A 14,151-nucleotide genomic window follows, 5' to 3' on the forward strand; every position below is an offset into this window, starting at 1 on the left:
GGGTGATCATGACGGTCGACGAGCCGATCCTGCATGTCGAGCGCGCCATGGGCGAGCCGGCGCATCCGATGCTCGCGACCCGGCGACGCAGGCGGGGCGCCACGATCGACGACGGGCTGATGGGCGTCGCCCTGCTGGCCGGCCCGGCGAACGTGATCATGCAGCTCGCGCGGCCCGGCGTCGGCTACGGCGTGATGGAGAGCCGGGTCGAGAGCGGACGCGTCGACCGGCATCCGATCAAGCGGGCCCGCACCACCTTCACCTACCTCGCCGTGGCCACCCGGGGCACCGAGCAGCAGAAGGCGGCGTTCCGGCGGGCGGTGAACAAGGCGCACGCACAGGTGTATTCGACCGAGGACAGCCCGGTGCAGTACAACGCCTTCGACAAGGGGCTGCAGCTGTGGGTGGCGGCGTGCCTCTACAAGGGGGCCGTCGATGTGTACCGGATGTTCGTCGGCGAGATGGACGACGAGACCGCCGACCGTCATTACCGGGAAGGCCACACGCTCGGTACCACGTTGCAGGTGCCGCCGGAGATGTGGCCTGCCGACCGGGCGGCCTTCGACAAGTACTGGCAGGAGTCGCTGCAGCAGGTGCACATCGACGATGCCGTTCGTGAGTACCTGTATCCGATCGCCGTGGCCCGGCTGCGCGGAGTGACTCTGCCCGGTCCGCTACGGCGGGCCTCGGAGGGCATGGCCCAGTTGATCACCACCGGCTTTCTGCCGCAACGGTTCCGCGACGAGATGCGGTTGCCGTGGGATGCGCGCAGACAACGCCGGTTCGACCGGCTCATCGCGGTCCTGCGAACGGTCAATCACGTGCTGCCGCCGGTGGTGCGGCAGTTCCCGTTCAACGCGCTACTGCTGGAACTGAACTGGCGTATCCGCACGGGTCGGCCGCTGGTGTAGGAGGCTTGTCAGCTTCGGCGCGTACTCTCGCGGCCGTGAGCAGCCGTACCGATAAAGACACCTGGGACATCTCCACCAGCGTCGGCCAGACCGCGTTGTTCGTCGCCGCGGCAAGGGCTTTGGAAGCGCAGAAACCTGACCCGCTGGCCGTCGACCGGTATGCCGAGGTGTTCTGTCGCGCCGTCGGCGGCGATGCGGCCGCGGCACTCGACGACCCCGCTGCGGATTTCCCGTTGCGCACCGAATGGGGCGGACACTTCGTCAACTTCCAGGGCGCCCGCACCCGGTACTTCGACGACTACTTTCACCGCGTCGCGCAGGCCGGCGTGCAGCAGATCGTGCTGCTGGCGGCCGGCCTGGATTCCCGGGCCTACCGGTTGACCTGGGCCCCGGGCACCGTCGTCTACGAACTCGACCAGCCGCGCGTGCTGCAGTTCAAGCGCGAGACGATGGACCGCCATGGCGACGCGCCGACGGCCGAGCGCCGCGAGATCGCCGTCGATTTGCGCGACGACTGGCCGCAGGCACTGCGCAGTCACGGTTTCGACCCGTCGAAGCCATCGGCGTGGATTGCCGAGGGTCTGCTGATCTATTTGCCGGCAGCCGCGCAAGAGCAGTTGTTCACCGGTATCGACGCACTGGCGGCCCCCGGCAGCTTCGTTGCTGTCGAAGAGGCGGAGCCCATGGACCGCGAAGTGTTCGAGGCCAAGCGTGCCGAAGGGCGGGTCTCCGGACAGGAGACCGAGTTCTTCTCGCTGGTCTACAACGAACAGCACGCACCCGCCGAACAGTGGTTCTCCGAGCACGGCTGGACCGCGACCACCACGGGCCTGTCGGGGTATATCCATCAGCTGGGCCGAGAATTGCCTGATCCCGGCACTGACGCGCGGTACATGCTCGATTCCAACAGCCTGGTCACCGCCCGCAAGGCGTGAGACGGCTCACGTCTCTTCCCGATACCGTGCGTCTCGACACTTAAGTTATGCAATGCTAACTTCAGCCGAAAGTTAGCTTAGGCATACATAAGGGAGAGAGACGGGGGCGGTGTCGCTCCTGTGCACGCATATGGGTAGTGACACGCTCGCCGCTCCGATTCAGGGAGCACCCAGGCTCGACCGCGATGTGGTCAGCCGATTTGCCACATGCTGCCGGGCGCTCGGCTTGACGGTCAACGACCGGCAGCGCCCAGCCGATCTGGCTGCCGCCAGGTCAGGGTTTGCCGGGCTGACACACATCGCGCACGACCACTGTGACTCCTGGATCGGGCTCGCCGCCGCGGGCGACGTGTCAGCACCGGTGATCGACTCGGTGTGGCGCACAGTGGCGAGTGCCGGCCTGTTGCAGCGCGAGATCGACCTCGCCGCGGGCGACCTCGGATTCACCTACGACACCGGGCTGTACCTGGGATTCCGGGCCACCGAACCGGACGACTTCCAGCTGGCGTACGCCGCGCGCCGGTGCGAGGCCGGTGCGCTGGCCGAGGCCGACGCACTCGTCGACGACGTCCAGACGCGTCGGCCCGGATGGTTCAACGCGCGCTGGCTGCGGGTCGCGATCAATCACCGCGCGCAGCGCTGGTCGGACGTCGTGCGGCTGCTGACGCCCGTGGTGACCGACGAGTCCCTCGACGGCGTGACCGCCCACGCCGCCAAGATCACCCTGGGTATCGCGTTGGCCCGGTTGGGTATGTTCGCGCCCGCCCTGTCCTATCTGGAGGAACCGTCCGGCCCGGTGGCCGTGGCCGCAGTCGACGGTGCGCTGGCCAAGGCCCTGACCCTGCGTGGCCAGGGCGAGGACGAGGACGCCAACGATGTCCTGCAGGATCTGTTTGCCGCGCACCCGGAGAACAGCCAAGTCGAAGAGGCGCTGCTGGACCCGACATTCGGTCTGGTCACCACCACGTCGGCGCGTATCGACGCCCGCAGCGATCCATGGGACCCGGCGACCGAGCCGACCGAGGACGAGTTCGTCGACCCCGGCGCCAAGGAACGCAAGGCCCATCTGCTGGTCGAAGCGGAGGCCGAGCTGGCCGAGTTCATCGGTCTGGAAGAAGTGAAGTTTCAGGTCGCCCGGCTCAAAAGCTCGGTGGCCATGGCCATCCGGCGTCAGGAACGCGGCCTGGCCGTCGCGCAACGCACCAACCACCTGGTGTTCGCCGGTCCGCCGGGAACAGGCAAGACCACCATTGCCCGTGTGGTCGCCAAAATCTATTGCGGTCTAGGCCTTTTGAAGAAGGAGACGGTTCGCGAAGTGCACCGCGCCGACCTGATCGGCCAACACATCGGCGAGACCGAGGCCAAGACCAACGCGATCATCGACAGCGCCCTGGACGGCGTGCTGTTCCTCGACGAGGCGTACGCCCTGGTCTCCACGGGTGCCAAGAACGACTTCGGCCTGGTCGCGATCGACACCCTGCTGGCCCGGATGGAGAATGACCGCGACCGCCTGGTGGTGATCGTCGCGGGCTACCGCAAGGACCTGGACAACTTCCTGGACACCAACGAGGGTCTGCGGTCGCGTTTCACGCGCAGCATCGACTTCCCCTCGTACAGCTCGTCCGAACTGGTGGAGATCGCCGTCCGGATGGCCGAGAAGCGCGACAGCCTGTTCGAGCCCGCGGCCCACGACGACATGGAAAAGCTGTTCGGCCACCTCGCCGAGGCCACCACGCCCGACGCCAATGGCGTGCCTCGACGCAGCCTCGACATCGCCGGCAACGGCCGTTTCGTCCGCAACCTGGTCGAGCGTTCCGAAGAGGAACGCGAATACCGGCTGGACCACCTGGAATCCGATGACTTCACCGACGAGGAGATGATGACGATCACGGCCGGTGACGTCCGTAACTCGGCCGCCCCGCTGCTGCGTGGCCTTGGTTTGACGGTGCCCGCATGACCGATCGGAGGTCGTTCAGCTCTCGCACGCCGGCCAGCGAGAACCCCGACCGCGTGCAGTATCGCCGCGGGTTCGTCACCCGCCACCAGGTGACGGGATGGCGGTTCATCATGCGCCGCATCGCATCCGGCGTCGCGTTGCACGACACCCGCATGCTCGTCGACCCGCTGCGCACCCAGAGCCGGGCCGTGGTGACCGGCGCGCTGATCGTCGCCACGGGTCTGATCGGTTGCTTCGTCTTCTCGCTCATCCGGCCCGGCGGCGTCGCCGGCCATGACAAGATCCTCGCCGACCGGTCCACGGCGGCGCTCTACGTGCTGGTCGGTGAGCAACTGCATCCCGTGCTGAACCTGACCTCGGCCCGGCTGATCGCCGGGGCTGCGGACAACCCCACCACTGTCAAGACCAGCGAGATCGACAAGTATCCGCGCGGCAATCTGCTCGGTATTCCCGGGGCGCCGGAGCGGATGGTTCAGAGTGCCGCGAAAGACGCGGATTGGACTGTGTGCGAATCGGTTTCGAGCACCAACGCCGGCGTGACGGTGCTGGCAGGTCGACCGGGCGCCGACGGCGAGCGGGCAGGGAGGTTGCCCACTGACCAGGGCGTGCTGGTGCACAGCAATTCCGGGCCCAACCCGGGGGACTGGCTGCTGTGGGGTGGTAAGCGCAGCCCGATCGACGTGGGCAACCGCGCCGTGACCGAGGCGCTCGGTCTGGGAACCGATGTCCCCTCACCCCGCCCGATCGCGGCGGGGCTGTTCAACGCGATTCCCGAGGCCCCGGCGCTGGCGCCGCCGGTCATCGCCGACGCCGGCGCACCCCCGCACTTCGAACTACCGATCCAGGTGCCGGTCGGCGCCGTGGTGAGTGCGTTCGCCGCGGACAACAGCCTGCGGTACTACGCGGTGCTGGCCGACGGTCTGCAGCCGGTATCGCCAGTGCTGGCCGCGATCCTGCGCAACAGCGACTCCTACGGGCTCGAACAGCCGCCCCGGTTGGGAGCTGACGTGGTCGCCGCGGCACCGGTCGCTCGCGACATTGACACCGCTGCCTTCCCCGAGCAGCCGATCCATCTGGTGTCGGCCTCGGCAGATCCGGTCACCTGTGCCCAGTGGACGAAACCCAGTGGGGCGAACGAGAGTTCGCTGACACTGCTGTCGGGCGCAATGCTGCCGCTGCCAGACGGGCTGCACACCGTCGACCTTGTCGGTGCGGGACGGGGCGGTACGGCCGACCGCGTCGCGCTGACCCCGGGCACCGGCTACTTCGTGCAGACCGTGGGCGCCGAACCCGGCTCGCCGACGGCAGGCTCGCTGTTCTGGGTGAGTGACACCGGCGTGCGCTACGGCATCGAAACCGCAGGCGACGACAAAATCGTTGGTGCACTTGGCCTGCGCAACCCTGCCCTGCCCATCCCGTGGTCGGTGCTTGCCCAGTTCGCTGCCGGCCCCACGCTGTCGCGAGGTGACGCCCTGGTGGCACACGACGCCCTATCGGCTGATTCGGGCCCGGCCCGGTTGGAGGCCCACTCATGAGCAGGTTGATCTTCGAACATCGGCGCCGCATCGCGCCGCCGGCCACCCGCACGGGCACCATCACCATCGAACCTCCGCCGGAATTGCCGCGGGTGGTTCCGCCGTCGCTGCTGCGCCGGGTGTTGCCGTACCTCATCGTCATCCTGATCGTCGGCATCATCGTGGCGCTGGTGGCCACCGGTATGCGGCTGATCTCGCCGACAATCCTGTTCTTCCCCTTCGTGATGCTGTTGGCCGCCACTGCGCTGTACCGCGGAGGCGGCGACAAGATGCGCACCGAGGAGGTGGACGCCGAGCGCGCCGACTACCTGCGCTACCTGTCGGTGGTACGCGACAACGTTCGCGCCCATGCGGCCGAACAGCGTGCGGCACTGGAGTGGTCGCACCCGGCGCCCGAGGTGCTGGCCACCATCCCCGGCACCCGCAGACAGTGGGAGCGTGACCCACGCGACCGCGATTTCCTGGTGCTGCGCACCGGATTGCACGACGTCCCACTGGATGCTGCGATGCGCGTCAAGGACACCGTCGATGAGATCGACCTGGAACCGGTGTCGCACAGCACCCTTCGTGGCCTGCTCGACGTGCAGCGCACCGTGCGTGACGCGCCCACCGGCATCGATGTCACCAAGTTGGCCCGTATCACCGTCCTCGGTGACGAGGACGAGGTCCGAGCGGCCGTGCGGGCCTGGATCGCTCAGGCCGTGACCTGGCACGACCCCACCATGCTCGGCGTCGCGCTGGCTTCGCCCGGTGTCGACTCCGAAGACTGGTCGTGGCTGAAATGGCTTCCGCATGTGGACATTCCGGGGCAGGCCGACGGTGTCGGCCCGGCCCGCTACCTCGCCGACGACGTGGCCGAGTTGCGTGCACTGCTGCAACCGGCGTTCGGTGACCGGCCGCCGTTCCCGGGGGAGACGGACCAGGCCGCCAAGCATCTGCTGGTCATCCTGGACGATCCCGATGCCGATCCGGACGACATCGCACGGCGACCCGGCGTGGCCGGGGTCACCGTGATCCACCGGTCGGCGAATCTGCCGAATAGTGAGCAGTATCCGGACCCTGAGCGGCCCGTCCTCCGGATCACCGAGGGCCGCATCGAACGCTGGCAGAGCAACGGGTGGCAGCCGTATGTGGACCATGCCGACGAGTTGCCGGCCGCCGAAGCCGCGCACATCGCCCGCCGGTTGTCACGCTGGGATTCCAACCCGGGATATGTCCGCTCCACCGCGACCGGCGGCGCCACGTTCACCACACTGCTCGACATACCCGACGCCGCCGCGCTAGATGTGGCGGGCCTGTGGGCACCGCGTCCCCGCGACGAAGAGTTGCGAGTCCCGATCGGTGTCACCGCCACCGGTGAGCCGCTGTACTTCGATCTCAAAGACGAAGCCGAAGGCGGCATGGGCCCGCACGGCCTGATGATCGGTATGACCGGTTCCGGTAAGTCTCAGACGCTGATGTCGATCCTGTTGGCGCTGTTGACAACCCACTCCGCCGATCGGCTGATCGTGATCTATGCCGATTTCAAGGGTGAGGCCGGCGCCGACATCTTCCGCAACTTCCCCCAGGTCGTGGCGGTGATCTCCAACATGGCCGAAAAGCGGTCGCTGGCCGAGCGGTTCGCAGACACGCTGCGCGGTGAAGTGGCCCGCCGCGAGCAGATCCTCAAAGAGACCGGTCGACGGGTACAGGGCAGCGCGTTCAATTCGGTGACCGAGTACGAAGCCGCCATCGCCGCGGGTCACGATCTGCCGCCGATCCCGACGCTGTTCGTGGTGGCCGACGAGTTCACCCTCATGCTCGCCGATCACCCCGAATACGCCGAACTGTTCGACTACGTCGCACGCAAGGGCCGTTCGTTCCGCATCCACATCTTGTTCGCGTCGCAGACGCTGGATGTGGGCCGGATCAAGGACATCGACAAGAACACCTCGTACCGCATCGGTCTGAAGGTCGCCAGCCCGAGCATCTCGCGACAGATCATCGGTGTCGAGGACGCCTACCACATCGAGTCCGGCCGCGACCATAAGGGCGAAGGCTTCCTGGTGCCGGCGCCAGGTGCAGTGCCGATCAAGTTTCGCAGCACGTATGTCGACGGCATCTACGATCCGCCCAGAGTCGAGAAATCGATTGTGGTACGAGCACTTCCGCAACCTCAGTTGTTCACGGCGAGCCGCGTCGAGCCCGAGCCCGACACCGTCGTCGTGACCGGCGACGCAGACGAGGTGGCCGCACTGCCACCGCGCAAGTTGATCACCACCATCGGCGACCAGCTCGCGCAGTACGGCCCGCGCGCCCCCAAGTTGTGGCTGCCGCCGCTGGACGAGGCCGTTCCGCTCGACGATCTGTTGGCCCGCACCGGGATCGACGCCGGGCAGCTTCGTTGGCCGCTCGGCGAGATCGACAAGCCGTTCGAGATGCGGCGCGATCCACTGGTCTTCGACGCCAACTCCTCGGCGGCCAACGTGTTGATCCACGGCGGCCCGAGATCGGGTAAATCCACTGCGCTGCAGACGTTCATCCTCTCCGCTGCCGCGCTGCACACACCACGTGAGGTGACGTTCTACTGCCTGGACTACGGCGGTGGTCAGCTCGCCGGGCTGCAGGATCTGGCCCATGTCGGAAGCGTCGCCACCCCGTTGGAGCCCGAGCGGATCCGCCGGACCTTCGGCGAGCTCGAGCAGCTGCTGCGGGCCCGGCAGAAGCAAGCGTCGGTGAGCGGGCAAGGCGCCCGTACCGACGGCTACGGCGAGGTCTTTCTGGTCATCGACAACCTGTACGCGTTCAGTCGCGACAACACCGACACGTTCAACACCCGTAACCCGTTGCTGGCCAAGGTCACCGAACTGGTCAACACCGGCCTCGCGTACGGCATCCACGTCGTCATCACTACACCCAACTGGCTGGAGGTGCCGCTGGCCATGCGCGACGGGCTTGGCCTGCGGCTCGAACTCAAACTGCACGATGCGCACGACAGCATCGTGCGGGTCGTGGGTACCCTGCGCCGCCCGGCAGAGTCGGTCCCCGCGGACCAGCCAGGCCGGGGTCTCACCATGGCGGCCGAGCACTTCCTGTTCGCGGCGCCGTCGCTCACTGACATCGCCGTCATCAACGCCCGGCACCCCGGCGTCAGTGCGCCACCGGTGCGGCTGCTGCCGGCCGCGCTGACCCCGGCTGCGGTGGCTCCGCTGTACCCGGCGCCCGAGACGGTGGTCATCGGCCAACGCGAAGAGGATCTGGCTCCCGTTGCGATCGACTTCGCGAACAACCCGCTGCTGACGGTGTTCGGTGACGCCAAGTCGGGCAAAACCACCCTGCTGCGGCACATCATCCGGACCATCCGGGAGAACTCGCAGCCCGACGAAGTCGCTTTCACCGTGATCGACCGCAGGCTGCACCTGGTCGACGAACCGCTGTTCGCCGACAACGAATACACCGCGAACATCGACCGGGTGCTGCCCGCGATGCTGGGGCTTTCGGCACTCATCGAAAAGCGCCGTCCCCCGGCCGGTTTGACCCCGCAGGAGCTCGCCGGATGGGGCTACACCGGACACACGCACTATCTGATCGTCGACGATGTGGATCAGATTCCCGACGGTCCGGCGGTCAGCGGGCCGTTCGCCGGGCAGCGGCCATGGACCAACATCGTCGGGCTGTTGGCCGAGGCATCGGACCTGGGGCTGCGGGTCATCGTGACGGCCAGGGCCACCGGATCGGCGCATGCGGTGATGACCGCGCCGCTGCTGCGGCGGCTCAACGACCTGCAGGCGACGACGCTGATGCTGTCGGGCAATCCGGCCGACAGCGGCAAGATCCGCGGCCATCGCTTCGCCCGGTTCCCCGCGGGACGCGGCATGTTGCTCGGCGACGGCGATGCCCCCGAATTCGTCCAGCTGGTCAACCCGTTCGGCGCCGATCCGGCACTGTCGGCGAACAACGGAACCAACACGACAGGAAAGGAATACCGATGACATTGCGCGTAATCCCGGAAGGGTTGACCGCGGCCAGTTCGGCCGTGGAGGCACTGACCGCGCGACTGGCCGCTGCCCATGCCGCCGCGGCACCGGTGGTCTCCGCGGTGGTGCCGCCCGCCGCCGACCCCGTCTCGCTCATGACCGCAACAGGTTTCAGCGCTCACGGCGCCCAGCACAACGCGGTCGCGGCGCAGGGCGTCGAGGAACTCGGCCGGTCCGGTGTCGGTGTCGGCGAGTCCGGTGCGAGCTACGCGACCGGTGATGCCATGGCGGCGTCGTCGTATCTGATCGCCCGCGGTATCTGAGATGACAGCCCCCGTGTGGATGGCCCTGCCACCCGAGGCGCACTCGGCGCTGCTCTCCAGCGGCCCCGGTCCCGGGCCGTTGCTGGCGGCCGCGGGGGCATGGCAGGCGCTGAGCACTGAATATGCCTCTGCGGCGGCTGAACTCACCAGTGTCCTGAGTGCCGTGCAGGCCGGTGCGTGGGAAGGGCCGAGTTCTGAGCAATATGCCGCCGCGCACGGTCCCTATCTGGCATGGCTGGCGCAGCAGAGCGCCAACAGTGCCGCCGTGGCGGTACAGCATGAGACAGCGGCCGCGGCGTACACCACCGCACTGGCTGCCATGCCGACCCTGCCGGAACTGGCGCTCAACCACGCGGTCCACGGGGTCCTGATCGCGACGAATTTCTTCGGTATCAACACGATTCCGATCGCCGTCAACGAGGCTGACTACGCCAGGATGTGGATCCAGGCGGCGACCACCATGAGCACCTACGAGGCCGTGTCGGGTGCGGCGGTCGCGGCCGTGCCGACCAGCACACCAGCACCGATGCTGTTGGCGCCCGGAGTGGGGGAGGCCGGTGACGCCGCTGCGACGGCGCAGCAGTTCGCCACCCAGGCCCGGGCCGGCGATTCCGGTTCGTCCCTGAGCATTTCGGACTGGCTGTCCGATCTGCTGGAGCAGTACCTCAAGAACGTTCCGGGCGGGCAGGAGATCATCGACTTCCTCAAGGACCCGATCGGCAACCTCGGAAAACTCATCACCGACTTCCTGACCAACCCGTCGGGCGCACTGACCACGTGGGGGCCGTTCCTGTTCGCGGTCGCCTACCAGGTGTTCTTCAACCTGGTGGGCTGGCCGACTTGGGGCATGATCCTCGCATCGCCGTTCCTGATCCCGGCGTTGGCCGCGCTGGGCATCACCGGGCTGGTGTTGCTGATCGATCACGTCATGCAGCCGGCCCCGGAGGTCGCGCCCGACGAGGCGTCGCAGGACGCGGCCCAGCCCCGGGCCGAACAACCGAACGTGTACAGCCTCGCCGGTGTGCCGTCCGGTGGTGGCGCGGTCACCGGCGGCGCAGGCGCGTCGGGCGGTGCCGCGTCGGGTGCAGGCGCTCCGGCGGCTCCCGCGGCGCCGGCCGCGCCGCTCACCTTGTACGCCGTGGCCGGTGGAGATCCGGGCGAGGGGTTCACTCCGACGTTGCGCGACAAGACCAGCGCCCAAGCACCGGCGTCGGGCATCCCGGCCGCCGCGTCAGGGGTCGCCGCTTCGGTGGCGGCACGGCGTAAGCGTCGGCGCAAGCGGGCCGCGGAGCTCGAGGACTACGGCTACGCCGACGCCTACATGGACTACGAGGAGCCGGGCCCGGACCCTGAACCGCGGCGCGAACCTTCCGTGAGCGCATCCGCGCGCGGCGCCGGACCGATGGGATTCACCGGTACCGCAACGCGATCCGATGCCGTCGCCGGCGGACTGACCACGCTGGCCTCCGAGGGTTCAGGCCTCGGCGACGGTCCTGTCGCGCCGATGCTGCCGGGCAGTTGGGCGCCCGACGATGCCCCGGACACACCGGAGGGGGGTCCGCGCCGCTGACCAGACCGCACCCGCACGTTCTGACCCACCACGCACCATCACGAGAGGAAAATTCATGAGTCTGTTGGACGCTCACATCCCCCAGCTGGTCGCCTCCGAGGCCGCCTTCGGCGCCAAGGCCGCGTTGATGCGCACCACCATGGCCCAAGCCGAGCAGGCGGCGATGTCCGCCCAGGCATTTCACATGGGCGAGGCATCGGCCGCATTCCAGGCCGCGCATGCGCGGTTCGTGGAGGTCTCCGCGAAGGTCAACGCCCTGCTGGACGTCGCACAGCTGAACCTGGGCGACGCCGCGAGCACCTACGTCGCGCAGGACGCCGCGGCCGCGAGCACCTACACCTCCGTCTGATCACCCAAGCCGAAGAGACTCAGGAGTTTTCATGTCGCAGATCATGTACAACTACCCGGCCATGCTCGCGCACGCGAGCGAGATGACCGGTTACTCGGGCGCACTGCACGCCGTCGGTGCCGACATCGCCAGCGAACAGGCCGCTTTGGCCAGCGCCTGGCAGGGCGACACCGGAATGACCTACCAGGCTTGGCAGGCCCAGTGGAACCAGGCGATGGAGGAACTGGTTCACGCGTACCGGTCGATGGCAAGCACTCACGAGATGAACACCATGTCGATGAGTGCGCGCGATCAGGCCGAGGGCGCCAAGTGGGGCTGATGCGCGGTCCACGGTGCATGTCCAGTGGTCGCTGACGCCGTCGAGCTGACCGCCGAGCAGGCCTGGTATCTCGCCGACAGGCTCGGTGCCGGGGCGTTCCCGTGGGTGTTGGCGATCACGCCGCCTTACAGCGACCCGGCACATCGTGCGGCGTTTGTCGCCGAGCAGACCGTCGAGCTGACCCGGATGGGAGTGCTCGACCCGGGCGGCGAGGTCAGAACAGAAGTGGCCCAATGGGTTCGGTTGGCCTGCCGGCCGGCCCAATGGCTCGACCTGAGATTCGTCTCAGGGCCGGGTGACCTGCTGCGCGGCATCGTGGGCAGGCGCGACGGCCGCAGCGTCGTGGTGTTGCGAAACGCGCAGCTGGTCACCTTCACCGAGATCGACATCAGCCACCCACACGCGCTGGTGCCGGTGCTGACTGCCGGACTGTCACATCGCAGGCCGGCGATCTTCGAGGAGTTCTCGATGCCCGCCGCGGCGGGTGCCCGCGCCGACGAGCAGATCCGCTCCGGCACGCCGCTGGCCGAGGTGCTGGGATTCCTGGGGATCCCCCGGTCGGCACATGCCGTGGTGGAGTCGGTGTTCGAAGGCCGGCGTACCTACGTCGAGATTGTTGCGGGTGAGCACCGCGACGGTCACCGCGTGACCACCGACGTGGGGGTGAGCATCGTCGACACCATGGCCGGTCGTATCCTCGTTGCTCCCACCAAAGCACGTGACGGAGAATGGATTTCGACGTTCACCGCGGGCACTGCAGATGCGATCGCCGTGGCTGTCGAACGGCTGACCGCGGCGCTGCCCGGCGGACGCTGGTTCCCCGACCATCCGCTCACCCGCGACTTCGCCGAAGCCGCACCAACCAATCGACCCAGAGAGAACGAATGCCCGACAACACTGTGATGCCGATCGTCCGGGTGGCCGTGCTGGCCTCCGGAGACGACGGTGGTCGGCTGACCGAGATGGCACTGCCGTCGGAGCTGCCGCTGCGCGAGATCCTGCCCGCGGTGCAACGGATCGTCCTGCCCGCGAGCGAGGACGGTGCGGCACCGGACCCGGTGCGCCTGAGCCTGGCCCCGGTGGGTGGGGCGCCGTTCAGCCTCGACGCCACCCTCGACACAGTCGGCGTCGCCGACGGTGATCTGCTTGCGCTGCAACCGGTTCCCGCCGGGCCGCCCGCGCCGCGCGTCGTCGAAGACATCGCCGATGCCGCGGTCATCTTCTCCGACGCCCGCCGGCGCCCCTGGGGCCCCGCGCATATCGCGCGCGGCGCGACGCTGGCGCTGATCGGGTTGATCCTGATCGGAACGGGTCTTGCTGTGGCCCAACGCATCAGCACTGGCCAGTGGCTGGGTCTGGCCGTGGTGGCGGGCACCGCCGCTGGCACCGTGCTGGCTGCGCTGTCCACCCGGGGCCACGCAGCCGTGCTCTCGACCGCACTGTCGGTGACCGCGTTTGTTCCCGTCGGGGCAGCCCTGGCTCTTGCGGTACCGGGCGGATTCGGCGCGCCCAGTGTCGTTTTGGCCGCCGCGGGGGTCACCGCATGGGCGTTGATCAGCATGGCCGGTTCCCCAGATGATCGCGGCATCGCGGTGTTCACCGCCGTCGCGGTCGCCGGGGTGGGCGTGCTGCTGGCGGCGGGTGCCGCGTCGCTGTGGGAACTTTCGACCACCGTTCTGGGCTGTGCCCTGGTGCTCGTCGGCTTGCTGGTGACCGTCCAGGCGCCGCAATTGTCGGCCATGTGGGCACGATTCCCGCTGCCGGTGATTCCCGCGCCCGGTGACCCCACACCGTCGGCGTTGCCGATGTCGGTGCTGGCCGATCTTCCGCGTCGGGTCCGGGTGAGCCAGTCACACCAGACGGGCGTCATTGCCGCCGGCGTGTTGCTCGGCGTGACCGGATCCCTGGCGCTTGTGGCGGGACCCACCGTGTCGCCGTGGGCCTGGTACGTCGTCGTTGCGGCTGCGGTCGGCGCCGCACTGCGCGCCCGGATCTGGGATGCCGCGGGATGCAAGGCCTGGCTGCTGGGGCACTCGTACCTGCTGGCCGTGTCACTGCTGGTGGGCTTTGCGGTCCAGGGTCGTCACCAGGCGGCCTGGTGGGCGCTCGTCGCGCTTGCCGTGCTTGTGCTGGCATGGGTGGTGGCCGCGGTCAGCCCACGGGTGGTGTCTCCGGACACGTACTCCTTGCCGATGCGCCGACTGGTCGGGTTCCTCGCCACCGGTGTCGACGCCTCGCTGATCCCGGTGATGGCGTATCTGGTCGGGCTGTTCAGCCTGGTGCTCGACAGGTGACG

The 14,151-nt window shown here is 68.2% G+C and carries 11 protein-coding genes; all 11 read left to right on the forward strand.

Annotated features, from left to right (window positions below):
• The first annotated feature begins 8 nt into the window (after positions 1 to 8).
• Entirely contained in the window at positions 9 to 911 is a 903-nt protein-coding gene (locus RMCB_RS17075; RefSeq protein ID WP_062829805.1) for an oxygenase MpaB family protein, read from the forward strand.
• A gap of 35 nt (positions 912 to 946) precedes the next feature.
• Positions 947 to 1,846, forward strand: coding sequence for a class I SAM-dependent methyltransferase (locus RMCB_RS17080; RefSeq protein ID WP_062829719.1), 900 nt, complete (start codon positions 947 to 949; stop codon positions 1,844 to 1,846).
• Between the two features lie 187 nt (positions 1,847 to 2,033).
• On the forward strand, positions 2,034 to 3,803 hold the full coding sequence (gene eccA / locus RMCB_RS17085; RefSeq protein ID WP_062829806.1) for a type VII secretion AAA-ATPase EccA: 1,770 nt from the start codon (positions 2,034 to 2,036) through the stop codon (positions 3,801 to 3,803).
• Positions 3,800 to 5,338, forward strand: a complete 1,539-nt coding sequence (eccB, locus tag RMCB_RS17090; protein ID WP_062829720.1) for a type VII secretion protein EccB — start codon at positions 3,800 to 3,802, stop codon at positions 5,336 to 5,338. Before eccA ends, eccB begins: the two co-directional genes overlap by 4 nt.
• Positions 5,335 to 9,309 carry a type VII secretion protein EccCa gene (gene eccCa / locus RMCB_RS17095; protein WP_062829721.1) on the forward strand — a complete coding sequence of 1,325 codons (3,975 nt, stop codon included), beginning with the start codon at positions 5,335 to 5,337 and terminating at the stop codon, positions 9,307 to 9,309. The genes eccB and eccCa overlap by 4 nt, the downstream gene beginning before the upstream one ends.
• Positions 9,306 to 9,617, forward strand: a complete 312-nt coding sequence (locus tag RMCB_RS17100) for a PE family protein (RefSeq protein ID WP_029373987.1) — start codon at positions 9,306 to 9,308, stop codon at positions 9,615 to 9,617. The genes eccCa and RMCB_RS17100 overlap by 4 nt, the downstream gene beginning before the upstream one ends.
• Position 9,618: 1 nt before the next feature.
• Positions 9,619 to 11,187: a PPE family protein gene (locus RMCB_RS17105; protein WP_062829722.1), complete on the forward strand. Its 1,569-nt coding sequence runs from the start codon at positions 9,619 to 9,621 to the stop codon at positions 11,185 to 11,187.
• A gap of 55 nt (positions 11,188 to 11,242) precedes the next feature.
• Positions 11,243 to 11,536, forward strand: coding sequence for a type VII secretion system protein EsxG (esxG, locus tag RMCB_RS17110; protein WP_029373989.1), 294 nt, complete (start codon positions 11,243 to 11,245; stop codon positions 11,534 to 11,536).
• 31 nt (positions 11,537 to 11,567) lie between these two features.
• The gene (locus RMCB_RS17115; RefSeq protein WP_018602524.1) at positions 11,568 to 11,855 is read left to right on the forward strand and encodes a WXG100 family type VII secretion target; all 288 of its coding nucleotides are present in this window, start codon (positions 11,568 to 11,570) and stop codon (positions 11,853 to 11,855) included.
• 24 nt (positions 11,856 to 11,879) lie between these two features.
• Positions 11,880 to 12,758, forward strand: coding sequence for an ESX secretion-associated protein EspG (locus tag RMCB_RS17120; RefSeq protein WP_062829723.1), 879 nt, complete (start codon positions 11,880 to 11,882; stop codon positions 12,756 to 12,758).
• A complete protein-coding gene (gene eccD / locus RMCB_RS17125) occupies positions 12,740 to 14,149 on the forward strand; it encodes a type VII secretion integral membrane protein EccD (protein ID WP_062829724.1) in 1,410 nt (469 codons plus the stop codon). The genes RMCB_RS17120 and eccD overlap by 19 nt, the downstream gene beginning before the upstream one ends.
• Positions 14,150 to 14,151 lie beyond the last annotated feature (2 nt).

It is taken from the genome of Mycolicibacterium brisbanense, from assembly GCF_001570425.1.
GTDB classification, from domain to species: domain Bacteria; phylum Actinomycetota; class Actinomycetes; order Mycobacteriales; family Mycobacteriaceae; genus Mycobacterium; species Mycobacterium brisbanense.

Excerpts from the sequence above, each read along its gene's own strand:
- RMCB_RS17105 (WP_062829722.1), top strand. The coding sequence starts at position 9,619 with ATGACAGCCCCCGTGTGGATGGCCCTGCCACCCGAGGCGCACTCGGCG.
- eccD (WP_062829724.1), top strand. The coding sequence starts at position 12,740 with ATGCCCGACAACACTGTGATGCCGATCGTCCGGGTGGCCGTGCTGGCC.
- eccB (WP_062829720.1), top strand. The coding sequence starts at position 3,800 with ATGACCGATCGGAGGTCGTTCAGCTCTCGCACGCCGGCCAGCGAGAAC.
- eccCa (WP_062829721.1), top strand. The coding sequence starts at position 5,335 with ATGAGCAGGTTGATCTTCGAACATCGGCGCCGCATCGCGCCGCCGGCC.
- esxG (WP_029373989.1), top strand. The coding sequence starts at position 11,243 with ATGAGTCTGTTGGACGCTCACATCCCCCAGCTGGTCGCCTCCGAGGCC.
- RMCB_RS17100 (WP_029373987.1), top strand. The coding sequence starts at position 9,306 with ATGACATTGCGCGTAATCCCGGAAGGGTTGACCGCGGCCAGTTCGGCC.
- RMCB_RS17075 (WP_062829805.1), top strand. The coding sequence starts at position 9 with ATGACGGTCGACGAGCCGATCCTGCATGTCGAGCGCGCCATGGGCGAG.
- RMCB_RS17115 (WP_018602524.1), top strand. The coding sequence starts at position 11,568 with ATGTCGCAGATCATGTACAACTACCCGGCCATGCTCGCGCACGCGAGC.